Genomic DNA, 21,327 nt, shown 5'->3' on the forward strand with positions numbered 1-21,327 from the left:
CTGGCAGTTCCTCCCCTTGTTGATCGCCTACGCCCGCGACCGGCGTCGGTTTCTGCTGTTCGGTCGCCCACGGCAGGTCGACCCCGAGACCCACCGCCACCGGGCTGAGGTGTTGCTCGAGTCGCTGTTGACGCTCGGACCGACATTTATCAAACTCGGACAGTTGCTCTCGACCCGTCCTGACGTGTTGCCGCCGGCGTACATCGACGTCCTCGCGGCACTACAGGACGAGGTCCCACCCGCAGAGTGGGAGGGTGCCAAGGCGGTCCTCGAGGACGAACTCGGGCCCGTCGATGAGAACTTCGCCGAGTTCGAAACCGAGGCGATCAGCGGCGCAAGTCTGGGACAGGTCTATCGAGCACGCCTCGACTCCGAGACAGAATCGTCCCGATCGGCGACGGACGCCGGTCGTGCAGTCGCCGTCAAGATCCGTCGACCGGAGATCGAATCTCTCGTTGAGGCGGATCTGCGAGTTGTCAGATGGTCGCTTCCGATCCTGCTGTATTTCGTCGGCGAATCCCGGGCGTTCTCGCTCGAGAACCTTGCCGACGAGTTTGCAAAGACCATCCGTGAGGAGATGAACTACGAGCGCGAGGCGACGATGCTACAGGAGATCCGCGCCAACTTCGACGGCGACGACCGCTTTGTCATCCCCGACGTGATCGAGAGCCACTCGGGACCGCGTGTGCTCACGATGGAGTACATCGGGGGGACAAAGATCAACAACGTCGACGAACTCGAGCGTAAGGGGATCGATCGCACACAGGTCGCGGAAGACCTCCAGCGGTCGTATCTCCAGATGATCATCGACGATGGAGTCTTTCATGCCGATCCGCATCCGGGCAATCTCGCGGTGACCGACGAGGGCCAGGTCGTCTTTTACGATTTCGGAATGTCTGGTCGGGTCGACGAGTTCATCCAGCAGAAGATCGTCGAGTTCTACATCGCCGTCGCCAACCAGGATATCGACGCCATCCTCGATGCACTCACTGAGATCGGCACGCTCTCGCCAGACGCCGATCGGGCCGTGATGGCCGAGGTCATGGAGCTGGCGATTCAGGACGCCCGCGGCGAAGATATTGAACAGTACCGGGTCAACCAGATCATCGGCCAGATCGAGGACTCGATCTACGAGTTCCCGTTTCGACTGCCGAAAAACCTCGCGCTCGTCTTGCGAGTCGCGACGGTCGTCGAAGGTGTCTGTGTCACCCTCGATCCGGAGTTCGACTTCATCGACACCGCGACCAGCTATCTCACCGAACAGGGCTACCGCGAAGAATCTATCCGAAAGTACCTCGAGCAGTCGGGTCAGCAACTCCGTCGAACTGGCGAGTCGCTCACGAGACTGGCACCGAAAACCGAACGCACCCTCGATCGACTCGAGCGCGACGACCAGTTCATCCGCATCGGCGTCGAGGACTCCAACGGCGTGTTCACGACGCTCGCCAAACGGCTCATCTACGGCCTGTTGCTCACCATGTCGCTGTTCTCGATGGGCGTTCTCTATGCGCTTGAGGCACCCGAAGCGTCGGTCGCCGCCGCGGCTTTTTCGGCGCTGGTGGTGATTCAACTCTACCGATCGTTCCGCAAGCCGCGGTCGACCCGCGTGCGCCCGCAGTTCACCCGACAGAACCTGCGCCAGCGACGCGACGAGGAGTAGCCAGCGCGCACAACGACGGTCAAACGTTTTTTCGCTGGCACTCGACTACGTAACATGGCCTACCACCGGCTCGCAGCGCTGCCTCTGTCGATCGGCGACGTCTCGATTTCGCGCCTCGAGCGCGAGACCTCGAGCGAGTTTACGCGCGTGACGACCGAAATCACGCTCGCTGGTCCCGAAACCGATGGGACGACCGTCGTCGGCCGGGGCGAGGACGTCACCTACGAGACCGACGACCACGACGCGCTGGCCGACTCCGGACTGCCCGACCTGACCGGCGACTACACCGTCGACTCGTTTGCCACCCAGCTCGAGTCGATCGACCTCTTCCCCGCAGGCCCACCCGACCGCGAAGAGTTTCGAAACTATCGTCGCTGGGGTGTCGAGAGCGCCGCACTCGACCTCGCGCTTCGACAGGCCGGAACGGACATCGCGAGCGAACTCGGGCGCTCGCTCGAGCCGGTTCGGTTCGTCGCTAGCACTCGCCTCGGCGAGCCGCCGACGACTGACCGACTCAAAACACTCCGAGAGCGAGTGCCCGACCTCGAGTGCAAGCTCGATCCGATCCCCGAGTGGGACGACGCTCTCGTCGACGACATCGTCGAGACGATCGGTCCGGACGACGTTCGCATTCTGGACCTGAAAGGCCAGTACGAAGGGACCGACGTCGACGTTCCTGCCGACCCCGAGCTGTATGCGCTCGTCCTCGAGGCGTTCCCCGACGCTGTCGTCGAGGATCCTGCATTCACCGACGAGACGCGGCCGCTGTTCGACGACCCCGATGTGCGCCAGCGTGTCTCCTGGGACGCCCCCATTCACGGCGTCGACGATCTCGAGGCGCTGCCGTGGGAGCCCGACTGGCTCAACATCAAACCCTCGCGCTTTGGCTCACTCGAGTCACTGCTCGAGACGATTGCGTACTGTGCCGACCGGGACATCCGCTGCTACGGCGGCGGCCAGTTCGAACTCGGCGTCGGCCGTGGCCAGATTCAGTTGCTGGCGTCGCTGTGCTACCCTGACGGGCCGAACGACGTTGCGCCGCGAGCCTACAACGATCCCGAACTCAGCGCGTCGTTGCCGTCGAGTCCGCTCGAGCCGCCGGCCGAACCGCGTGGGTTTCGGTGGTCTGATCCGGGTTCCGACTGACGCGGTCAGCCGCCGTCGTGAGTGGCTCCGTCCGCTGGTCATCGACTGCGGCCGCGCCGACAGTGACCCCACAGCGTCGTCGGCGTGTCGTCGCTCCGATCAGCGTCTTTGACAGCTCGCCAGAGCTCGAACGCGCCGTAGCGCTCTTGCTCGAGCAGCCGAGCAGCCAACTCTGGCGCGACCGAGACGCGGCGACACTCCCCCTCGACGAACAGGCCGTCGGGACCAAACGTGAACTCCACGTCGTAGTGGTCGACGCGCTCCTCGCGCCCGTCGAGGACGGGATGGATCGCCTCGAGGACGGCTGCCACGTACTCGAGAACGAGTTTCATCCCGGGCGCATCGGTCGTTTCGAGATCGACGCGGACGATGGGGACGACCAGCGGTGTCTCGGTCTCGCTGTCGACGACGGCAATGTGGCGAACCGTCGGCGACTGCTCGAGATGGGAGGCGGTGCCCGTCGGGAGCCGCTCGGCGAGTCGGGCGTCGAGTTCGTCTACGAGTGCACATCGGCTGTGAGTCTGCCGTCGATGCCGAGCGAACAGCACCAGACCGATACCTATCAGTAGGGCGACACCAACACCGATACCGGCGACCAGACCGCCAGTCATCAGGAGCAGGTTGTCGCTCCATCCAGTAGTGGTTTCCCGTCGAAACGAGCTGCTGGAGACACGATCGCGCCGCGAGTGACCTGGCGTGATGGGTCTCCAGCAGATGATGGCTACTGCCAGCACACAGCTGCTTGAACGTGTTGTTAGACTGACTCCACCGAGCGACCATTCCAAACGGTTTATGGCCGTCGGTTGATTACGGCGGGATATGGCGAAACAGCAGACCGAAGTTCGCGATCTCCAGGAAGGAAGTTACGTCATTATCGACGACGCAGCCTGTAAAATCAACGCTTACTCGACTGCCAAGCCCGGAAAACACGGCAGCGCAAAGGCACGTATCGAGGCCAAAGGGGTCTTCGACGGCAAAAAGCGCTCGCTCTCCCAGCCAGTCGACGCGAAGATCTGGGTCCCGATCATCGAGCGGAAAAACGGGCAGGTCGTCTCGGTCGACGGCAACGACATGCAGGTCATGGACTTAGAAACGTACGAAACAATCACCATGCGTATCCCCGAAGGCGAAGACGTCTCCCCTGACGAGAACATCGAGTACCTCGAGATGGAAGACCAGCGAAAGATCGTCTAATGTTTCCCGGGGCGACTGCCGAACGCGAAGGGACCGACACACGAGGACACGAGTCCGACGATGACGGCAACACCAACGTGCGAGGCCGAGAGGCTGACCGCGGAGGCGCGAACTTCGTGGTCGTCGGTGCGCCCCTGGACGCCACGACGACCTTTCAGCCGGGGACTCGGTTTGGTCCCCGACGTATCAGGACGTTTGCGGAGACGTTCGACGATTACGACCGTCGAACCGACCAGTACTTTTCGGAGCTCGGTGTCGCCGACCACGGCGACGTCCGCGCGTGGGATGACATCGAAGCATACCTCGAGTGGCTCGAGGGGACGCTGCGAGATGTCGTCTGGGAGGACGCCATCCCCTTGACGCTCGGCGGCGAACACACCGTCACACTCGCAGGCGCACGCGCGGTTGAGCCCGAGGTCGTCGTCTCGCTCGACGCCCACCTCGACCTCCGCGATGCCTACGACGGGAATCCGCTCTCACATGCGGCCGTGATGCGCCGGATTCTCGACGACGTCGACTCAGTCGAGGAACTGATCGTCCTCGGTGCCCGAACTGGCAGCGAAGCCGAGTGGGAACGGGCGGCCGACGACGACGTGACCGTCGTCGCTCCCGAAGACGTCGGTGACTGGTCGTTCGGGGACCGACTCGAGGGCCGAGACGTCTACTGCAGCGTCGATATCGACGCGGCCGACCCCGCGTACGCGCCGGGGACGGGCACGATGGAGCCCTTTGGCCTCGAGCCACGCGAGATGCGTGACATCGTCCGCGAGGTCGCGCCGCACACGAGTGGCTTCGACGTGGTCGAAGTCAACGACCGCGACGACGGCCAGGCTGCCTCGCTCGCGGGCAAACTCGTCCGTGAGTTCGTCTTTTCGAACGCGGCAGCGACGGTGGGCGCGTCACGCTCGGCGTAACTGCACCGTCATTTCTCGTTGGAACCGACGACGCCGCGCCAATCACCAGCGTTATGCTTGCTCCAGCGACCTACACGTATATGTCGATTAGACCGTACGATCCGGCGTCGGACGCCGACGCCCTCTGGTCGTTGAAACGAGCCTTTGAAACCGGACTCGGAGCCAACACCGGCAGCGACGACAAGGAGAGTCGGTACGCCGAAAAGCTCACTGACGACTACCGCGAGGGCTATCTCGAGTGGGTCGACCGCTGTGTCGCCCACGACGAGCGGAGCGTACAGGTAGCCGTGGCCGACGGCGACGGTCCCGACCCTGACCTGACCGGCTACGTCTTCGTCCTCCCCGACACCCACGCCTACATCTGGGATGCCGCCGTTCTCAACGAGATCTACGTCGCCGAGTCTGTCAGGGGGACCGGCGTGGCAGACGAGTTGATCGACGCCGCCGTCTCCGCTGTCCGCGAGCAGGACCTGCCGCTCGAGCGACTCGTCCTCGACGTCGACCGAGAAAACGAACGCGCACGGGCGTTCTACGAGCGCCACGGGTTCGACCACTGGGGCGAGCTGGTCGCCCGAGAACTCTGAGCGACCCGGTTTACGTTCAGAAAGCGGTCTGAGAGGACCGCCGTTGGCGCTGCGTTGCTGACCGTCACCAGCGGATCGGCCACCTGCACGTCAGACTCGTCCTGAATCACGTCATCTATGCGATCTCAGATTCCGATCGCAAGTGTCGTTCCCGACTCGATCGTGGCGACATCTCGAGATGTAGGGCGAACTTGTAGATCGCATCGCCCTCGTCTGTGGTGATTATAGAACGTGTGAAATGCCAGCACTGTCGCTTGGCTGTGAGTATCCGTACCAATTTGACGGTGTGGTACCTACTATCACATATGTTCGACCGCGTTCTCGTTCCGACGGACGGCAGCGAGGCAGCCGAACTGGCGGTCCCCTACGCCGTCGAACTGGCCGAGCAGTTCGATGCGACACTGTACCCGATGTACGTCGTCGATACCGACGCGCTCAGTCACGCACTCGGCTCCGAGCAGGTGGATCGAATCGACGCGGGGCAGTTCGGCGAGATGCGTGAACTCCACGAACGGGCCGCTGCTGCAATCGACCGCGTTCGTGAGTATACCACTGCGGCGCTTGAAGTCGAACCCGTAATCGAGGCGGGTGTCCCACATGAGGTCATCACGACGTTCGCTGAAGACACCGATATCGACCTCATCGTCATGACGTCGCAGGGCCGGGGCGGTGTCAAGCGCGCGCTGCTTGGCAGCGTCACCGAGCGTGTCGCTCGAGGCACTTCCGTTCCGGTGTTGGTCGTCGATTCGGGCGACGACTCACAGCCCCTGGTCGAACCAGATCCAGATCCAGCCTAACTGCTCGCAGGCCGCCGACGGGCTCGAGTGGCCCACAGTTCAACGCCCACTGTGTCGATCGAAAGGATACAAGCGACCAGCACCGCAAGCACGTGTATGGATCTCTCGGAGTTCGTCACCCGACTCGACGAGAAGCTGCGAACCGACGACTACGCCGATGTCGATGCCAGCGCGAACGGCCTGCAGATCGGCCCCGACAGCGGCGAGGTCGATCACGTCGCTTTCGCGGTCGACGGCGTCGCTGCGACGTTCGATCGGGCGGCCGACGTCGACGCGGACGTCATCGTTACCCACCACGGGCTCTCGTGGGGTGGCTTCGACCGCATAACGGGCCGCACCTACGACCGGATCGCACCCCTGATCGAGAACGAGCTCGCGCTCTACGTCTCACACCTCCCGCTGGATGGCCATCAGGAACTGGGCAACGCAGCCGGCGTCGCCGATGTCCTCGGCCTCGAGGATCGTGCTCCCTTCGGCGAACTCGGCCCGGAGTACATCGGCCAGCGCGGAACTGCGGCCGAGTCGTTCACCATCGACGAGTTGTGTGCACGCCTCGAGACGGACCTCGAGACTGGCGACCAGCCCGTCCAGTCGCTCGCGTTCGGTCCCGACGAGATCGAGGACGTGGCAGTCGTCACCGGGAGCGGAACCGACTGGCTGGACGAAGCCATCGATGCCGGTGTCGACGCGCTCGTGACGGGTGAGGGAAAGCAGAAAGCCCACCACGAGGCCAGGGAGGCCGGCATCCACGTCGTGCTGGCGGGTCACTACGCGACCGAAACGTTCGGCGTCCGGGCGCTGCAGGAACTGGTCGACTCGTGGGGCCTCGAGACGAGTTATTTCGAGATTCCGACGGGGCTGTAACTGCCGATCGACGCTGGCCGACTACTCAGACGATCCCGAGCAGCGAGAAGCCAAACACCGAGACAGTGACCAACACGACCGTCCAGAGCCCGATCCCGACGGTCATCCATCCCGCGACGGCACGCGTGGGGCTGCCGGCGAGCAAGGCAACGAGCGCAGCGATATGAACGCCGGTAAGTATCGGCCCGCCGACCGACAGGCCCGCCAGCCCATACCGGTCCCACAGGCTTCGTGCGCGAGCGTATCGCTCACCGGCGCTCTCGGTAGTATCTGGTCCACCGCGCCGGCCGCGCCACCACCTCGAGAATCGCTGATGAAAAGCGACGAGCGCGTAGACCGAGCCGACGTTGCCAGCGAACGCGACGACTCCCGTCGCGATGGGATCTAATCCGAGCCCGATCGCGACCGGCACGACGACGAGGATCTCGACGACGGGGATCGCCGCGAACACGAAGACGAGCACGTACTGGAGGAGGCCGCTTGCCTCCTCGAGGAGCGGTTCAATCTCGACCAGCAGTAGTGTCGTCGTCATCTCCGTGTTGGCCGGCGATGCCAGCGCGTTCTCAGACCGTAGGCAGAGATTCGAGAAATAGCTGGCGTTACTGTCGCTATCGGTCCGAACACCACGCTCTGGAGTGTCAGTACGTCCGGTAGCTTGCAGAGCCGACGTCGACCCGAACGAGCGTATTCTCGGCGTAGGCGTCCGGCTCGGCGTCATACTTCTCGTTGATCCGACGACGCGCCGTCTCCGTTTCCTCTTCGTCGTCGACGACCGTCGCCGTCCCGAGTAGCGTCACCATCCACTTCGTCGCCCCGTCCTCGTCGTCCTGTACCGAGAGTGCAACCCGCGGATTCTCCCGAATGTTGGCAAGCTTTCGGCCCGCCGTCACGATTTCGACGGCGTCGGCTTCGTATCGGTACCAGACGGGTGCGACGTGTGGTCGACCCTCGAGACAGGTCGCGAGGTGGGCCATCAGCGGCTTGCTCTCGAGGAGTCGCTCGGCTTCTGGTGGAACCGTCACAGTGGGGCCTCCACGGGAGCGATCAAAAGCGGTTGCCCTGAGATGTCGATCGATACCACAAATCGTGCTAAACCCTCTCTAGAGGCTTGCTTTCACACGTCTATCGACTCGAGGATGATCTATCATGAACATTTATATTGGATGAGCCTGTAGGGGTGAGTACAGATGTCGGTCGTACACGTAGCAGCCTAAATTCGAGTTTGCCCCCGACGAGATCCGTACCGTTTCCGACGATACCCACTACCCGACCGACATGAGCACCCAACACTTGCAGACCCAAACCGAACCCGAATCGTATCCGAACCAAACGCCGACCCACACGACGCCAGCCGACGCGACAGCTGTCATCGACGACCCACGAACGGCGACTGATATGGCTCCTCGAACGTTCTCTCACCGGAACACGGCTCGCCTCGAGAATCTGATCGACGAGTGGAACACCGCCTTCGCAAACGCGGATACGGACTCGACGTCCGAGGCGTAGTCGGGCTGTTTTGCGCTCTGGATGCAAACTGTCTTTGGAGCGGCTGCCATAGCGTCGGCCGGCCGATGACGATTCACTCGTTCCGAGCCGGACTCGGCACCCGGCAGTGACGAACCCTATGAGTGCCGAGGCCTTTGATTTACATGTACCACCTTCTTTGATCGGCTGAATATGCCATCTGAGTGCTACGGTTGGCGAGGCAATCTATTTACATGACCGCAGCAGCAAACCTGCTGCTTGGATGTATATTACCAAAGGTATTAGATGTATCAACATTATCTATTACTCATGCCAGAATTAGTCGAGTCTGAAGAGTGTAATATAGGGTTGGATGTTGAGGGCCACTTTTCAGGTTTAGCTAAGCAGTCGATGAAATTTCATAATGCTATTGCCGAGCTTATTGACAATTCTATAAGTGCAAATATAAAAAATAAAGATTACTTTTCCGACGATAATGTTGGTGAAAGTTTCCGCATTCAAATTACGATAACACGGTATTCCGATCGGGTGGAGGTTATTGTAGCCGATTCTGGGGAGGGAATGTCCCCTGAAATGCTACGGAATGACATTTGGACATCAGGAAATACGGATAATGCAGATGGTGTTCTTAATGAGCATGGGTTTGGTTTGAAAAACGCGTTAAGTTTCCTCACACGGAATCAGGGAAATCCTCCCTTCACCATCATTTCAAGAACCAGTGACGATTATAAAGAGGGTCATTTTGGGAAGGTAAAAGGCCCAATCAGCAGAGAAATGTCGAGAGATATTGGAAAATTCCGAGATCTTTGGAATGAGGGTGCAGAAGCATTAGAAGATCCGGAAACGGGTACCCGTGTTCATTTAACGACTTCTAATGAGATTCTTCAAAGTTCATACCGTCGTGCAACAAGACTTGAAACTATTTCAAAAGCTATTCGTGAACATTTTGGGGTGACTTATCGCCATTACTTACAGAAAACCGATCGAAACCATATAATAATTGATTGGGAAGATAAAGTCACCAACGATAGCGGTGAGGCATCTGTTAAACCAATATATCCAGAATTTAAAACAGGCGAAGATGAGAATGGCAATGAATGGTATCGTAGTGATGATATTGTTGTCGAAGGTGAAGACGGGAATCAGTACTCTGCAAAATATAAACGAGGAATTGTAGACTGGGAAGCGACATGGGAAAAATATGAGCGTGACTCATATGATGGTATTGCTACTGGTGAAGGAGATTCACCTTTCCGAATTTATTATCAAAAAACACAAGCAACACAGGGAATTGACATCGTCTATAATGGGAGGACGTTAAAAACAGGCCTAATTGAAAAAGTATGGGATCGACCCACCCATAATCAATTTAATGACTTTGTCGGGGAAATAATAATATCTGACGAAGCTTTTGAAACAGTCAATAACAAGGTAGATATAAATGATAATTCTATTCTTTGGCTTGAGCTTAAAGAAAACCTAAACCAGGAAGAATGGTACGAACCGATAAAGTATGGTCGAACTGAAAAAGAGGCAGGTATTAAACAGCGTCTTAGACGGAAATTAGAGGCGCAGATGGCAACCGAGAACGTGCGTGCTGAAAAAGGATTTGATGGTGTGGATGTAGATCTTCTACAGGAATTTGAAGAAGATTATGAATACATCTACGAGGTGAAACGCTCAAATGCAAATCCAATTGATGTGTATCAATGTGTAATGTATTGGGACGCATATTCACGAACAGATGATAGCAATCTTAGTAAAGTGATTCTGGTCGCTCGGTCGATTGGCGATAATGCAGCCTCGATGGTTGATCGTTGGAATAACCGTCAAGATGAATACGGAGATGAATATAATATTGAATTCCAACCACTCTCAGAGTATGATCTAGACTAAATTGAATAAATCCAACTGTAGACTTCAAAACATCGGCTCTTAACCCTTTCAAAATATTTTGGGTTACATCTACGCCTCGAATTCACATAAGGGCATGTTTACAATTAATTCGAGTCTAGGTCGTTCCTGTTCGAGTGTCGAGGCCCAACTTCTGATGGGAGACGGAGTCTCCAGCGGCAGTTAACTGACGACACCAATCCCTCTCAGTCCCAGTCAGTTCACCGAGAGCGTGGTGTCTGCGAGCTCGTGCTTGTCTGTCCGAATTGCGGATATGTGCACAGGTCACAGCAAATTGCCCCTGGTGTTTTCCTATTTACTTCATTCGTGACTATCTGTCCACTGAAATGTAGTTCCCAGTACAGATACTGTTAAGCTCTCGTGTATCATAATATATTTGATGAAATGAACACCAACAGTCGGCGGCGAGGAAGCGATGGACCGATCCCGAGGCGGAAACTGCTCGCCGCGGCTGGAGCCCTGGGATTGGTGGGTCTGAGCGGGTGTGTCGGCGATATCCGGGGTCGGGTCGAGGACGAAGCAGTTGCGAGACTCGTCTCGACGACGGCGGCAACCCCGTCGTTTTTCTACGCCGGTGGAGAGAACCGCACCGGTGAGCGCCAGCACGCGGAGACGAGCTACACACAGGAGTACGTGCCCATCGTCGCCAGCGGCGAACTCGAGGGAGTCTCCAGAACGGTTGAACTCGAGGGCATCTACACGGATTCGACGGCGAAAGCCCAAGATTACAACAGCGTCCGGTCGAACAAACGTCGGAGCGAGGTCGATTTCGGCGACGACGGCGACGACCTCGACGAGGACACGCTCGACCGACTCTACGAGTATCTCGATGACGAGCCGACGGTCTCCCAGCGGTTCGTCGTCGTGGTGCCGGATGCGAGCGTGACCGGCCGTGAGGAGTCACTCGCAGACGCCATCACGCCGGAGAGACTGCTCGATCAACTCGCTGCCGAGCCGTCCCGGCTCGATGGCGAGGGAAAAGTGTACGCGTGGGGACGGGCCAAGGCGGGAACCGATACCGGGAATCTGTACTGCTGGGGCAACAATCAAACCAAAGCCGCCGATTCGGGTGGCGACAACGAGATCCGCTGTCGAACGACGCACCTCGCCATCGATACTGACGGCAGCAGCCGGGGGATCGCCGTCGAACGCATGGGTGCGGGGGTCGCCGTCTGCACCGTTCCCGGTGACGAGGGGGCGCCATCGTGGCGGTTCGTCCCGGACTTTCTCGATGACGACGACGACGGCGACGGGATTCCGACCCGCCTCGAGAGCTGGGGCGAGGAGACGAGCGTCGGTGGGACTACGATGAGTTCCTGTCTCGTCGGTGCAGTTACGGTCCAGCCGCCGGGGTGTCCGTGCCCGATGCCAGCGCTGTTTCACGCCCGGCGGATCCGTCACGACGACCAGTTGCTCTACGTCGGCGGCTGGATCCTCGACGACGCGCCGCTCTACGAAAACAGTGTCACGATGCTGGTCGCAGATGGCCTGAACGATATCGTCGATATCGAACACGGAGACGACTTCGAGGCGATGCGGCAGGCGGCGGAGTCAGGATTCACTCGCGAGCGAGGCCGATTCGGTTCGGTCTGCTACGATGGTGCGTTCGACCGCGAATCACTTGCGTATCTGCCGCCAGTCTTCCACGAGGGAGACGGGCCACAGCGACTTGCGTCGATCAGCAAACGCTCGGCGCGCACTGGTCGGAACCCCCAGACAGGAAAGGAAATCCAGGGGGTCGACGACGGTGAGCGGCAACACCACCAGGAGCGGATGCGGTTTCCGCTCGTCGACGGTGATGGCGAGGGAGAAGCCATGCGCTGTCTGGTTGGCGCACTCGACTGTCCAATCGTGCGTGTCGATCCAGCCGAGCCCTGCCACAACGGGTGCTGTTGCCCCTCGAGGGACTGTGAGTGTAACTGGCTCCCGGCGATGAACGGCCAGTCGCCACGATGAGCGAGCACAGAGATGTGAGGACCGAGGCCATCGATCTACAGGTGTCGGGGCGACTCAGCGATTCGCCGACCATCGAAACGCTTTGCTCGCCAAGAGGCTCGAAAATCGCGCAGGGATTTTCGAACGCCTGCGGAGACTGCCTCCCTGTGGTTTCCCTTGGGGAAGCTGCAGGGCGCGTCGTAGACACAACTCGAGGCTGAGCACTTCACTCGTCACACTTGTGCCACCGCTGCCCTCTCGACTGGCCCCACCGCTCAAACCGATCAGTCGCCACCGCCACTGGCACGGACTGCCGACGTGCCCAAGCGAAGAATCTGTCGGGCGGAGCCTGGATCAACTCGAGGAAGCGGGAACGCCGAGAAACTCGAACGGCTCGGCCTCGACGAGGTCGTTGGCGACGTCGCCAGCGAAGACGTTCGCCTGATACTCACCGAGTGGCAGCGATCGAACGCCGGCAGCGACGTCGAAGTCGATTCCCTCGAGGTCCAGCCAGAAGACGTTCGGGGAGAGCGCCGATTCAAAGTAGTAGCGCCGGTCCCGGTGATCGGCGACGGTGCGCCAGCGCGTTGAGGAGATATGCGGTTCATCCGGCGTACTGATCCCGTACGGGACGGACACGTTGCGGATCGCGCCGAAGACGCTCGCCGTCGCGGCTCGGCGGTCCGAGGTCTGCGGGAGTGCGTCCACGTAGAAACTCGCACGGACGAATCGGTCGGCCGGCCGGTTCGTTCCCGGTAACATAACTGTTCCACCGATCTCCGACCAGTACGCCTCGAGTGCGCGTTGCTGGTCGAACGGCGGGGAGTTCGTCATCACCTGATACGCTCGATCGTGATAGATCGTCAGTTCGCCGTCGACGTACTCGAGGATGGCGCTGTCACCCGTAGCGTCCGAAATGGACAGATGCAGGGTGGCGAACCGGCCTTCATCCGGAATTTCGTCGGAAACGACCACGAACTCCTCGTTTCGGTGGGTCTCGACCGCCTCGGCAACCGTCGCGAAGTTGTCGAGGACGTACTGCGCCCACAGCGAGATCGACAGGCCGGGTGTGTCGCCGTCCCATTCGGGATAGTCGGATTCGGTGAGCCACAGGACGTTCGCGGCCAGCCCCGCCTCGTTCATCCCATCGGTCGTCGCGATGTCGTACGCGGAGGCGATGACGCTGCCGTACTCCGCGGTCCACGCTATCGAAGACGGACCGACCTTGCCCGTTCGCTCCATCCCGCGTGGGAATACCCAGATGTTCGTTCCGATCTCGCCGTGCCAGTCCATTGACCGGCCGGTGAGCACGATGTCCTCGGGTCCGAGATACACCAACCGCGTACACATCTACCGTCTCCCTCCCGTCGCTTGGCTGTTGTATGTCATCACTTTGAACATATATCTGCTATCCCTCGAGCAGAAACATAAGTTGCGTCCGGTCCGAGCTGATACGTCCTGGCTGGCTAGGTGTCTCTCCCTCGCGTTCGGAACCGAAGTTGTTCTTTTTCGAGTGCCAAGGCCTCCAATCTGCGACGAATTGGGTCGATGGTTGCCGTCCCCAGTCGCTGTACACCTGCTCGACTGTCAGCTGTCCCATCAGTGTCCGTTCGCTTCAGTTATTGCTCGAGGAACATCCACTGCTAGCGGCCGTCGATCGCCCCGAGGTCGACTCACGATGAGTAGCGTAGCCGCTGAGAGTCGCTGCACACCCATCGCACGACGGCTCTGCATCGGTGTGTAACCCGTTTCAGTTGGGATGACCGTTCTCAGACGTCGACAACGGTCGACAGTCAGTCAGACAGCCTTCGATGGCGAGCGTCTCAGCGCTACTGACACACGGGAGTCCGCATCGGTTCAGTCTACAGACTGATAGATAAAAACATCAAATACAGTTCATTTACTCAGCAGTTCCGAAAAGACGGATAGTACCGCTATCGGGCGGTTTGGGTGTTTGTTTATGTTATTTCCCGTTCTCACTGGTAGCTAATGTCTACCGAACAATTCACAACTAGACAGAAACTCATCGCGGAGGCCTTCGGCTCTGCGACGCTCGTCTTCGTCCTCGTGTCGTCGGGACTACTCGCAGATGGAATGCTGCAAGCGACACCGAGTATCGGCGTGTTATTCATCGGACTGGCGACGGCTGGCTGGCTGTTCGTCATCGTCCAGATACTCGCACCGATCAGCGGCGCCCACGTGAACCCGGCGGTTACGATCGCCCTTGTCGTGACTGGCGATGTGGACGGCAAGACCGCACGACAGTACATTCCGGCCCAGTTCCTCGGCGGCGTGATCGGCGTTGGACTGGCAGGACTCACCTTCGTGAGCACGATCGGCTGGGAGGTGTTTGCGATCTCCGCCGTCGAACGGCCCGCATCCACCTGGCTTGCCGAGTTCGTCGGCACCATCGTGCTCGTGTCGGCCGTTATTTCGCTGCTCAGACAGGAGAGCGACTGGATCGGCCTCGCAGTGGGCTTTACCGTCGGTATGGGGATCATCGCGACGTCGTCGACGGCGTTTCTTAACCCACAGGTCGCCTTTGCGCGGATCTTCACATCCGGGATCGCAGGTATCCAACCGTTCGATGCTGTCATGTTCATGTTCGCCTCCACGCTCGGCGGCATTGCAGCCGGCCTCCTGTGGCGGTATCTCTGGCCGAGACCCACGCCGATCGACCGGCTGAAACCCGAACCCGGCGACGACAGCCTGCTCGACGAGGTGGCGACGGAGACCTAGCCACGCCTCGAACGGGTACATGCCCGCGAGTCGTCGAGAGAGTCGGTACACCGACGGATGAGCGCTAACAGAACACCTGAGAGGACGCCGTCGGTTACTCGGGGAACAGCTCACGTTCTCGCTCGAGGCCATCGATCGCCTCGAGATCGGCAGCCTCGAGTGTCACCTCGATCGCTTCGAGGTTCGCCGCGAGGTGACCGTGACTCGAGGCTTTCGGAATGGGGTGGATACCCTTCGCGGTGAGCCACGCCAGACTGGCCTGTTCGGGTGTGATGGCGTGGCGCTTGGCGACGTCGACGACCGGTTCAATCGTCCCGACGCGCCCGCCCGACAGCGGCGAGTACGCCACGAGTGGGTAGTCATGCTTGCGGGCGTGTGCAAGTCGATCCGTAGGCTGGAACAGCGGGTGGTACTCGACCTGGTTGGCCGCGGGTGGCTCGCCGAGAACGTCGATAAATCGCTCGAGGTCGGCCAGTTCGAAATTACTCACCGCGATAGCGTCGATCACGCCCGCGTCCTGAAGGTCGGCCAGCGCTGGCAGGGTCTGGTCGGGATCGTACGCGCCCTTCGGCCTGTGGACGTACAACAGGTCCACGCACTCGAGGCCGAGTCGCTCGAGGCTTTCGGCGGTGCTCTCTGCTACCCGATCGAGTTGGTCGATCCAAAGTTTCGTCGCCACCACGAGGTCGTCCCGGTCGACGGCCGCACGAGCGATTCCCTCGCCGACGACGGCCTCGTTGTCGTAGATCTGTGCGGTGTCGAGGTGGCGATACCCAAGCTCGATCGCCGTCTCAATCGGGTCGGGATCGTCGATACCCATCGTTCCCAGCCCTCGCTCCGGGAGTTCCATACCCGATCCTCGCGGTCGGTGATCCTGTATCTGTTGCAGTCGGCGATTCATCTGACTCTGGACCACGGCGACGCCCGTTCGACGTCGCGCAAAATCGCATGCATCGCCTCGAGATCTGGCTTCGGGCAGCTGTGGCGTATCCAAATGCGGCTCCGAGAGGCCGGGACTCGACCCAGCTTCGACTGGACCGACCACAGGGCGTTGTCAGCGTTTGCGGGCGCCGAGTGAGATGCTCCGGACGCCGTACGTCTGGCACGCGCCCTGTGCTTGCTCGGAGATGAACTCGTACTCGTCGTTCTCGCGAACCGTCGTGAGTTCGAACCCGGCCGTTTCGACCATCGTCGTGTAGTCGTCGACCTGTTCGGCGCCGCCGATACAGGCCGCCCAGAGGTCCGCATCACTTTTGATTCGCTCGGGCAGTCGGCGTTCGCTGGTGATATCCGAGAGCGCCACTCGCCCGTTCGGCCTGAGCACGCGATTGATCTCCTCGAAGACGCGGTCTTTCGCTGCTGAGAGGTTGACAACGCCGTTCGTGATCACGACGTCGAACATCTCGTCTTCGAACGGGAGCTCTTCGATGTAGCCCTGTTCGAAGGAGACGGTCTCCATTCCTGCCTCGTCGCGGAGCTGTCTGGCGTTTGCGAGTTGCTCGTCGGTCATGTCGAGGCCGGTCACGCTGCCGTCGTCGCCGACGTGAAGCGCCGCGACGAACGCGTCCATTCCGGACCCGCTCCCGAGGTCGAGCACGTCGTCGCCGGCTTCGAGGGCAGCGAGGTCGAAGTGGTAGCCCACGCCCGCAAAGGAGTCGACCGCTTCGTCGGGAATCCGATCGAGGTCGGCCGGCGAGTAGCCGAGTCGCTCGGCCAGCGCCCGCCCCATCTCGAAATGGAACTCCTCGTCGGGAGCGTCGGCGACGTCTCGGTAGACCGATTTGACCTCGCGCTCGAGTCGGTCGATGTCGAGTGATTCAGCCATGGTCAGTCATCGCTCGCGAGTTGACCCTGGAACTGCTCGGCGATCTGTTCGGCTTCGGTCTTGAACGTCTCGAGGTCGTACTCCTGGGCGTGTAACATGGCACTGTAGCGGGCGGTGTAACTCGCCAGGAACGAGAGTTCGGCGAGTTCCGCGTCCGTTGCACCCTGTAGCTGTGCGGCCCCGCGGTGGAAGTGCTGGCAGTATGGGCACCTGATGTTGGCCGCGACTGCGAGCCCGATGAGCTCGCGGTACTTCGCCGGAATCTCTGTCTCGGCGACCAGATACTTCTTGAACGTGGGCCACTCAGCGACGAGGTCGTCGTCCGGCAACGCCTCCAGAAAGCCCGGCACGATGCCGAGTGTCGATTCGATGTCGGTGATCGTCGTTTCGTACGTGTCTGTCATGGGTTCGGTTCGCCCCCGTGGCAACTGTCGCTACGATACGATGACACCTGTAGGCACCTCGTGCCGGGTTGGCAGCCACTGCGCACTGTGCAGCTACTGCTCAGCGTGCAGACGGTGCCGTGTCGTCATGTCCGGCAGTAGTAGTCTCGAGGACACACCGATCGCTGCAGCGCGAGTGAACAGTGATGGTTCAGGGCCGACACTGAAATGCATCCGCGGTATCAGTGTGAGTATGACTCGCCACGGAACCCAGCTTTCAGCACCGTTTCGACGACTGCGAGGGCAGTGGCAGTGACACGACCGAGGCCGAGCCGTCGACGCGTTCTCGCTGCAGCCGGCGCCGGGGCCGTCGCTGTGCTGGCTGGCTGCAGCGACAACGGCGTGGGCAGCGAGCCCGACTACGAAACGGGTTCAGTCGGCGATATCGATGCAGAGGAACGGTCCGCAGCTGAGCTGACTGCAGCGGAATCGCTCGCCCAGCAGGAGACACAGAACGGCGTCACTCCCCTCGAAGGAGTGACGATTGCCGACCACGAGTTCGTTCTCGAGGACGATTATCGCGGCTCGACTGTCCAGGGAACCGTCGAGAACACCGGCGACAACCGGGTCGAAGTCGTCGAAATTCGTGTTCGTGTCTACGACGACAACGGAGCACAACTCGACTGGTATCTGGACAGCACCGGAGACCTAATCGGTGGTGCAAGCTGGTCGTTTCAGGTCGTTATCCTCGAATCACCGTCGGACATCGCCAGCTACGATATTACTGTCCTCGGAACACCAGCGTAAGTCGTGACTGCCGCCCACTGGCGCGCGAGTGACCGTTATCTGCGGTCGGCCAGCCGCTACGGGAACCCCGTGGTCAGCGGTTGCCGTCTTCGAGAAGGTTGTCGTTGACACCCTCGTACACGTCATCGGGTGCGAAAGAGAGCGTGTAGGCCGGTCGCCCTTTTCCAGTCGGTGACGTCTGATCGGTCTCTTCCTCGACGAACCCTTCGTCCTCGAGGCGGTAGAGCGAACGCATGATGTCGGCTTCAGTGATCGTTCCAACGACCTCAGTGTCGACGCCCTCCAGTTGGGTTTGACAGACCTCGCGAAGGTCGTGTGTCTGGACGGGCGTCTCCCCATCGCGGTGTTGTGCAGCGACGGCTAGCAGAATAACCTGCTCTGTCAGCGAGATGTTATCAAACTGTGATTCAGTGGCCATGGCTGTACTTACACGTCAACCATGGTAGTCGTTGCTTTTCTATACAGAGATAAAGATGTGGAAAATAGTTGGAGCGGTCGGGCTCGGCGCCGACTGCGTTCCCGATCAGGTGTTTTCTTCGTCCTGTAACTCCGCTAGTTCTGCTTCGACGTCGCTGTCTTCGACATCGGCTTCGAGGTCCTCGAGTTCTTCTGCATCACTCTCAGTCTGCTCTCGTGGTTCGTCCGCTCCCATCTCGGATTTGAGCGTCTCGAGTTCGGCCTCGACGCCGCTATCGGTCGAGAGTTCCTCGAGTTCGCGGTCGATACTATCCTTGTCCGACAGCACATCGTCGAACGCCCCGGTTTCGTGGAGTTCGTCGAGGGCGGCGGCGCGTGCCTCCATATCCTCGGTCTGTTCTTCGGCCCGTTCGATGGCACGCCCGACGTCCTCGAACTCCTCGCCAGTGGCCGTCATCGCTTCCGAGACGGTTGAACTCGCCTTGGCTGCTTCGTGGCGGGCTTTCATCGTCTCCTTTTTGGTCCGGAACTCCTCGATACGGGTCTGCAGTTCGTCTTTCTGCTCGATTAGACTGTCCTGCTGGCTCTGGAGTTGTGAGACCTGCCGCTCCAAGTCTTCGATCTGGTTCATCTTCGTCTTCTTTTTCTCGAGTGCGCGGCGTGCCAGATCCTCACGGCCCTGCTGGACGGCAGTGCGGGCCTGTTCGTTGTGTTTGTCGACGTTCTCCTCGAGGCGGCGTTTCTGCATCTCGAGGCGTTTTTTCTGTGTGGTGAGGTCGGCGATACCGCGTTTGACCTGCTGGAGCTGGTCGCGCATCTGCTCGTAGGAGTAATCGAGCGTCTGCGTCGGATCCTCGGCCCGGTTGAGCACCGAGTTGATTTTCGACCGGATGACGTAGGAGGTCCGAGAGAGGATGCCCATATACCTACGTATCGCTCGTCACCCTTAAAAACATCACATCAGCGACAGTCCTCGATGAAAGCGACCCGTTAGCCGGTGTTTCTCGCCGGTTTGATTAGCGGGCACCACAAGAGATGCGCTATGAGCGACGTCCTCATCCCCGGCGGTCGCGACGTTCGTGGAACGCTCGAGGAGCCAGCCGACGACCCAGATGCGATCGTCGTCGCCTGTCCACCCCATCCACAACACGGCGGGAGTCGATCAGACCCGCGCCTCGTCGCAGTGAGTGAGGCGCTCCGGGACGTTGGAATCGCCTGTCTCCGGATCGACTACGGGTCATGGGACGACGGCTACGGCGAGCGCGAAGACGTCTGCAACGCCATCCGCTGGGCCGACGAGCAGTACGACGGCCTCCCAATCGGCGTCTTCGGCTACAGCTTCGGTGCGAGCCAGGCGTTGCTCGCCGCGGCTGACGTCGACCGCGAGATCGCCGCCGTCTCCGCGCTCGCGCCGACGGCCCAGCTTGCTGACGACCTTGACGCGCTCGTAGCGCTCGAGGCCATCGCGTCTCCGACCCAGATACTGTACGGCGAGCGAGACTCGACTGTCGACTGGGACCCACTCGTCGAGCGCGCCCGCGAGCGCGGCGATACGGTCACAGCACTGTCGGGCGATCACTTCTTTATCGGTCAACACGGGAAGATTGCCGACTGCGTCGGCGGGTTTCTCGAGGACGTGTTGCTCGAATCGATGTAGCTGCACTCTGTTCCGTTGAGCAATCAACTTATTGATATTTCTCCGTGATGACTGATTCGGGGTGTCTAAAAATCAGATTCTTCATTTCCTATTTCTAAGGCGTTATTATACCTGAGATCACATGTATAAGTCTAATTGCACAGAATCTAATTAAACCAAGACCAAAAGCATTTATTATGTTCATGTCTTGTGACTGTATGGACAGACGGACATATCTTGGAAGTGTTGGTGCAGTTGTTGCGACCAGTACGATTGCAGGCTGTACAGGTAGTGACGACAGTGAGGAAGGCAGTGAGGATGACGATGAAACGCAGTACGGTACGCTTTCGACGAGCATCACTGACCAGCCAAACGACATCGACCATTTCGAGTCGCTCGACGTGACGATTCAAGGAGTCTGGATCAAGCCAGCAGAGACAGCGGACGAAGACGCTGAAGACGGCGACACGGAAGAGCAAGACACCGAGGGCAACGAAACCGAAGACGAGACGGAAGAGCAAGACACTGAGGACAACGAAACCGAAGACGACGAGGATGTCGACCTCGGTTCGGGCCGCTACTACATCGAGTTCGATGAACCCCAAACGGCAGATCTCGTCGAGTTGCAAGGAGACAACACACAGCTCATCGATGAGACTGAGGTCGAGGTCGGCGACTATCAGTTCCTCCAGTTAGACGTGAGTGACACGGTGGGAACTCTCAAAGAGGGTGATGATGAGCCGGACGTCGAGACACCGGGTAACGCACCGCTCCAGTTCAAGCAGTCGTTCGAAATTCGTGCCGAGGAAACCACGCGATTCATCGCCGACTTCGCACCGTTCCAGACGGGACAAGGAAAGTACATCATCCGTCCGGTTGCAACCGGGACACAGGTTCTCTACGGCGACGAGGAGTACACTGGCAACGAAAACGACGAGGATGGAGACAGCGAAGACGACGACGAAGCTGCAGGCGGCAATCAGGATATCGCGGCTGGAAACGGGAACTAACGAGAGCCAGCGCCTCG

23 protein-coding genes are annotated in these 21,327 nt (G+C 59.8%); 14 read left to right on the plus strand and 9 right to left on the minus strand.

Annotation, left to right across the window (positions count from 1 at the left end; genetic code table 11):
• Nucleotides 1-19 precede the first annotated feature (19 nt).
• A complete protein-coding gene (locus DV706_RS03955; RefSeq protein WP_049889815.1) occupies nt 20-1,660 on the plus strand; it encodes an ABC1 kinase family protein in 1,641 nt (546 codons plus the stop codon).
• Between the two features lie 54 nt (nt 1,661-1,714).
• A complete protein-coding gene (locus DV706_RS03960; protein WP_006066432.1) occupies nt 1,715-2,806 on the plus strand; it encodes an enolase-like domain-containing protein in 1,092 nt (363 codons plus the stop codon).
• Between the two features lie 38 nt (nt 2,807-2,844).
• Here the strand turns inward: DV706_RS03960 and DV706_RS03965 are convergent, their stop codons facing one another.
• The gene (locus tag DV706_RS03965; protein ID WP_006066431.1) at nt 2,845-3,417 is read right to left on the minus strand and encodes a hypothetical protein; all 573 of its coding nucleotides are present in this window, start codon (nt 3,415-3,417) and stop codon (nt 2,845-2,847) included.
• Between the two features lie 208 nt (nt 3,418-3,625).
• On the opposite strand from DV706_RS03965, the gene DV706_RS03970 reads away from it, so the two are divergent.
• The 5 genes from DV706_RS03970 (at nt 3,626) to DV706_RS03990 (ending at nt 7,159) form a co-directional block, all read left to right on the plus strand.
• On the plus strand, nt 3,626-4,000 hold the full coding sequence (locus DV706_RS03970) for a translation initiation factor IF-5A (RefSeq protein ID WP_006066430.1): 375 nt from the start codon (nt 3,626-3,628) through the stop codon (nt 3,998-4,000).
• Entirely contained in the window at nt 4,000-4,914 is a 915-nt protein-coding gene (gene speB / locus DV706_RS03975; protein WP_006066429.1) for an agmatinase, read from the plus strand. Before DV706_RS03970 ends, speB begins: the two co-directional genes overlap by 1 nt.
• An 80-nt stretch (nt 4,915-4,994) precedes the next feature.
• Nucleotides 4,995-5,498 (plus strand): GNAT family N-acetyltransferase, encoded by a 504-nt coding sequence (locus DV706_RS03980; RefSeq protein ID WP_049889828.1) that lies wholly within the window; start codon nt 4,995-4,997, stop codon nt 5,496-5,498.
• Between the two features lie 305 nt (nt 5,499-5,803).
• Entirely contained in the window at nt 5,804-6,295 is a 492-nt protein-coding gene (locus DV706_RS03985; protein WP_006066427.1) for a universal stress protein, read from the plus strand.
• A gap of 96 nt (nt 6,296-6,391) precedes the next feature.
• On the plus strand, nt 6,392-7,159 hold the full coding sequence (locus DV706_RS03990) for a Nif3-like dinuclear metal center hexameric protein (RefSeq protein ID WP_006066426.1): 768 nt from the start codon (nt 6,392-6,394) through the stop codon (nt 7,157-7,159).
• 25 nt (nt 7,160-7,184) lie between these two features.
• On the opposite strand, the gene DV706_RS03995 is transcribed toward DV706_RS03990, so the two are convergent.
• Both DV706_RS03995 and DV706_RS04000 read right to left on the minus strand, forming a co-directional pair.
• Nucleotides 7,185-7,691: a small multi-drug export protein gene (locus DV706_RS03995; RefSeq protein ID WP_006066425.1), complete on the minus strand. Its 507-nt coding sequence runs from the start codon at nt 7,689-7,691 to the stop codon at nt 7,185-7,187.
• 106 nt (nt 7,692-7,797) lie between these two features.
• Complete coding sequence (locus tag DV706_RS04000) at nt 7,798-8,133, minus strand: pyridoxamine 5'-phosphate oxidase family protein (RefSeq protein ID WP_240756846.1); 336 nt, start codon at nt 8,131-8,133, stop codon at nt 7,798-7,800.
• 301 nt (nt 8,134-8,434) lie between these two features.
• Here DV706_RS04000 and DV706_RS04005 point away from each other — a divergent pair, with 301 nt between their 5' ends.
• The 3 genes from DV706_RS04005 to DV706_RS04015 all read left to right on the plus strand — a co-directional run bounded on the left by DV706_RS04005 (nt 8,435) and on the right by DV706_RS04015 (nt 12,514).
• Entirely contained in the window at nt 8,435-8,665 is a 231-nt protein-coding gene (locus tag DV706_RS04005; RefSeq protein WP_006066423.1) for a hypothetical protein, read from the plus strand.
• A gap of 288 nt (nt 8,666-8,953) precedes the next feature.
• The gene (locus tag DV706_RS04010) at nt 8,954-10,540 is read left to right on the plus strand and encodes an ATP-binding protein (RefSeq protein ID WP_161569789.1); all 1,587 of its coding nucleotides are present in this window, start codon (nt 8,954-8,956) and stop codon (nt 10,538-10,540) included.
• A 402-nt stretch (nt 10,541-10,942) separates the two neighbouring features.
• On the plus strand, nt 10,943-12,514 hold the full coding sequence (locus DV706_RS04015; RefSeq protein WP_136350797.1) for an HU family DNA-binding protein: 1,572 nt from the start codon (nt 10,943-10,945) through the stop codon (nt 12,512-12,514).
• A gap of 333 nt (nt 12,515-12,847) precedes the next feature.
• Here the strand turns inward: DV706_RS04015 and DV706_RS04020 are convergent, their stop codons facing one another.
• Complete coding sequence (locus DV706_RS04020; protein ID WP_006066420.1) at nt 12,848-13,843, minus strand: linear amide C-N hydrolase; 996 nt, start codon at nt 13,841-13,843, stop codon at nt 12,848-12,850.
• A gap of 639 nt (nt 13,844-14,482) precedes the next feature.
• On the opposite strand from DV706_RS04020, the gene DV706_RS04025 reads away from it, so the two are divergent.
• Nucleotides 14,483-15,232 (plus strand): MIP/aquaporin family protein, encoded by a 750-nt coding sequence (locus tag DV706_RS04025; RefSeq protein WP_006066419.1) that lies wholly within the window; start codon nt 14,483-14,485, stop codon nt 15,230-15,232.
• 94 nt (nt 15,233-15,326) lie between these two features.
• On the opposite strand, the gene DV706_RS04030 is transcribed toward DV706_RS04025, so the two are convergent.
• From DV706_RS04030 to DV706_RS04040, 3 genes are all read right to left on the minus strand, one after another.
• The gene (locus DV706_RS04030; protein WP_006066418.1) at nt 15,327-16,082 is read right to left on the minus strand and encodes an aldo/keto reductase; all 756 of its coding nucleotides are present in this window, start codon (nt 16,080-16,082) and stop codon (nt 15,327-15,329) included.
• 204 nt (nt 16,083-16,286) lie between these two features.
• Nucleotides 16,287-17,057, minus strand: coding sequence for a methyltransferase domain-containing protein (locus tag DV706_RS04035; protein ID WP_006066417.1), 771 nt, complete (start codon nt 17,055-17,057; stop codon nt 16,287-16,289).
• A gap of 2 nt (nt 17,058-17,059) precedes the next feature.
• A complete protein-coding gene (locus DV706_RS04040; protein WP_006066416.1) occupies nt 17,060-17,461 on the minus strand; it encodes a carboxymuconolactone decarboxylase family protein in 402 nt (133 codons plus the stop codon).
• A gap of 285 nt (nt 17,462-17,746) precedes the next feature.
• On the opposite strand from DV706_RS04040, the gene DV706_RS04045 reads away from it, so the two are divergent.
• Entirely contained in the window at nt 17,747-18,247 is a 501-nt protein-coding gene (locus DV706_RS04045) for an FxLYD domain-containing protein (protein WP_006066415.1), read from the plus strand.
• Nucleotides 18,248-18,320: 73 nt separating this feature from the next.
• Here DV706_RS04045 and DV706_RS04050 read toward each other — a convergent pair whose 3' ends face one another.
• Complete coding sequence (locus DV706_RS04050) at nt 18,321-18,665, minus strand: hypothetical protein (RefSeq protein WP_006066414.1); 345 nt, start codon at nt 18,663-18,665, stop codon at nt 18,321-18,323.
• Between the two features lie 105 nt (nt 18,666-18,770).
• Nucleotides 18,771-19,586, minus strand: coding sequence for a PspA/IM30 family protein (locus DV706_RS04055; RefSeq protein WP_006066413.1), 816 nt, complete (start codon nt 19,584-19,586; stop codon nt 18,771-18,773).
• Between the two features lie 120 nt (nt 19,587-19,706).
• Here DV706_RS04055 and DV706_RS04060 point away from each other — a divergent pair, with 120 nt between their 5' ends.
• Together DV706_RS04060 and DV706_RS04065 are read left to right on the plus strand one after the other, a co-directional pair.
• Complete coding sequence (locus DV706_RS04060; RefSeq protein ID WP_006066412.1) at nt 19,707-20,321, plus strand: alpha/beta hydrolase; 615 nt, start codon at nt 19,707-19,709, stop codon at nt 20,319-20,321.
• 197 nt (nt 20,322-20,518) lie between these two features.
• Nucleotides 20,519-21,310, plus strand: coding sequence for a DUF4382 domain-containing protein (locus DV706_RS04065; protein WP_006066411.1), 792 nt, complete (start codon nt 20,519-20,521; stop codon nt 21,308-21,310).
• Nucleotides 21,311-21,327 lie beyond the last annotated feature (17 nt).

The organism is Natronorubrum bangense, from assembly GCF_004799645.1.
GTDB classification, from domain to species: Archaea; Halobacteriota; Halobacteria; order Halobacteriales; family Natrialbaceae; genus Natronorubrum; species Natronorubrum bangense.

What these genes read in the sequence shown, in the direction of transcription:
- DV706_RS03960 (WP_006066432.1), top strand. Translation starts at nt 1,715, where the DNA reads ATGGCCTACCACCGGCTCGCAGCGCTGCCTCTGTCGATCGGCGACGTC.
- DV706_RS03965 (WP_006066431.1), bottom strand. Translation starts at nt 3,417, where the DNA reads ATGACTGGCGGTCTGGTCGCCGGTATCGGTGTTGGTGTCGCCCTACTG.
- DV706_RS03970 (WP_006066430.1), top strand. Translation starts at nt 3,626, where the DNA reads ATGGCGAAACAGCAGACCGAAGTTCGCGATCTCCAGGAAGGAAGTTAC.
- speB (WP_006066429.1), top strand. Translation starts at nt 4,000, where the DNA reads ATGTTTCCCGGGGCGACTGCCGAACGCGAAGGGACCGACACACGAGGA.
- DV706_RS03980 (WP_049889828.1), top strand. Translation starts at nt 4,995, where the DNA reads ATGTCGATTAGACCGTACGATCCGGCGTCGGACGCCGACGCCCTCTGG.
- DV706_RS03985 (WP_006066427.1), top strand. Translation starts at nt 5,804, where the DNA reads ATGTTCGACCGCGTTCTCGTTCCGACGGACGGCAGCGAGGCAGCCGAA.
- DV706_RS03990 (WP_006066426.1), top strand. Translation starts at nt 6,392, where the DNA reads ATGGATCTCTCGGAGTTCGTCACCCGACTCGACGAGAAGCTGCGAACC.
- DV706_RS03995 (WP_006066425.1), bottom strand. Translation starts at nt 7,691, where the DNA reads ATGACGACGACACTACTGCTGGTCGAGATTGAACCGCTCCTCGAGGAG.
- DV706_RS04000 (WP_240756846.1), bottom strand. Translation starts at nt 8,133, where the DNA reads ATGGCCCACCTCGCGACCTGTCTCGAGGGTCGACCACACGTCGCACCC.
- DV706_RS04005 (WP_006066423.1), top strand. Translation starts at nt 8,435, where the DNA reads ATGAGCACCCAACACTTGCAGACCCAAACCGAACCCGAATCGTATCCG.
- DV706_RS04010 (WP_161569789.1), top strand. Translation starts at nt 8,954, where the DNA reads ATGCCAGAATTAGTCGAGTCTGAAGAGTGTAATATAGGGTTGGATGTT.
- DV706_RS04015 (WP_136350797.1), top strand. Translation starts at nt 10,943, where the DNA reads ATGAACACCAACAGTCGGCGGCGAGGAAGCGATGGACCGATCCCGAGG.
- DV706_RS04020 (WP_006066420.1), bottom strand. Translation starts at nt 13,843, where the DNA reads ATGTGTACGCGGTTGGTGTATCTCGGACCCGAGGACATCGTGCTCACC.
- DV706_RS04025 (WP_006066419.1), top strand. Translation starts at nt 14,483, where the DNA reads ATGTCTACCGAACAATTCACAACTAGACAGAAACTCATCGCGGAGGCC.
- DV706_RS04030 (WP_006066418.1), bottom strand. Translation starts at nt 16,082, where the DNA reads ATGGAACTCCCGGAGCGAGGGCTGGGAACGATGGGTATCGACGATCCC.
- DV706_RS04035 (WP_006066417.1), bottom strand. Translation starts at nt 17,057, where the DNA reads ATGGCTGAATCACTCGACATCGACCGACTCGAGCGCGAGGTCAAATCG.
- DV706_RS04040 (WP_006066416.1), bottom strand. Translation starts at nt 17,461, where the DNA reads ATGACAGACACGTACGAAACGACGATCACCGACATCGAATCGACACTC.
- DV706_RS04050 (WP_006066414.1), bottom strand. Translation starts at nt 18,665, where the DNA reads ATGGCCACTGAATCACAGTTTGATAACATCTCGCTGACAGAGCAGGTT.
- DV706_RS04055 (WP_006066413.1), bottom strand. Translation starts at nt 19,586, where the DNA reads ATGGGCATCCTCTCTCGGACCTCCTACGTCATCCGGTCGAAAATCAAC.
- DV706_RS04060 (WP_006066412.1), top strand. Translation starts at nt 19,707, where the DNA reads ATGAGCGACGTCCTCATCCCCGGCGGTCGCGACGTTCGTGGAACGCTC.
- DV706_RS04065 (WP_006066411.1), top strand. Translation starts at nt 20,519, where the DNA reads ATGGACAGACGGACATATCTTGGAAGTGTTGGTGCAGTTGTTGCGACC.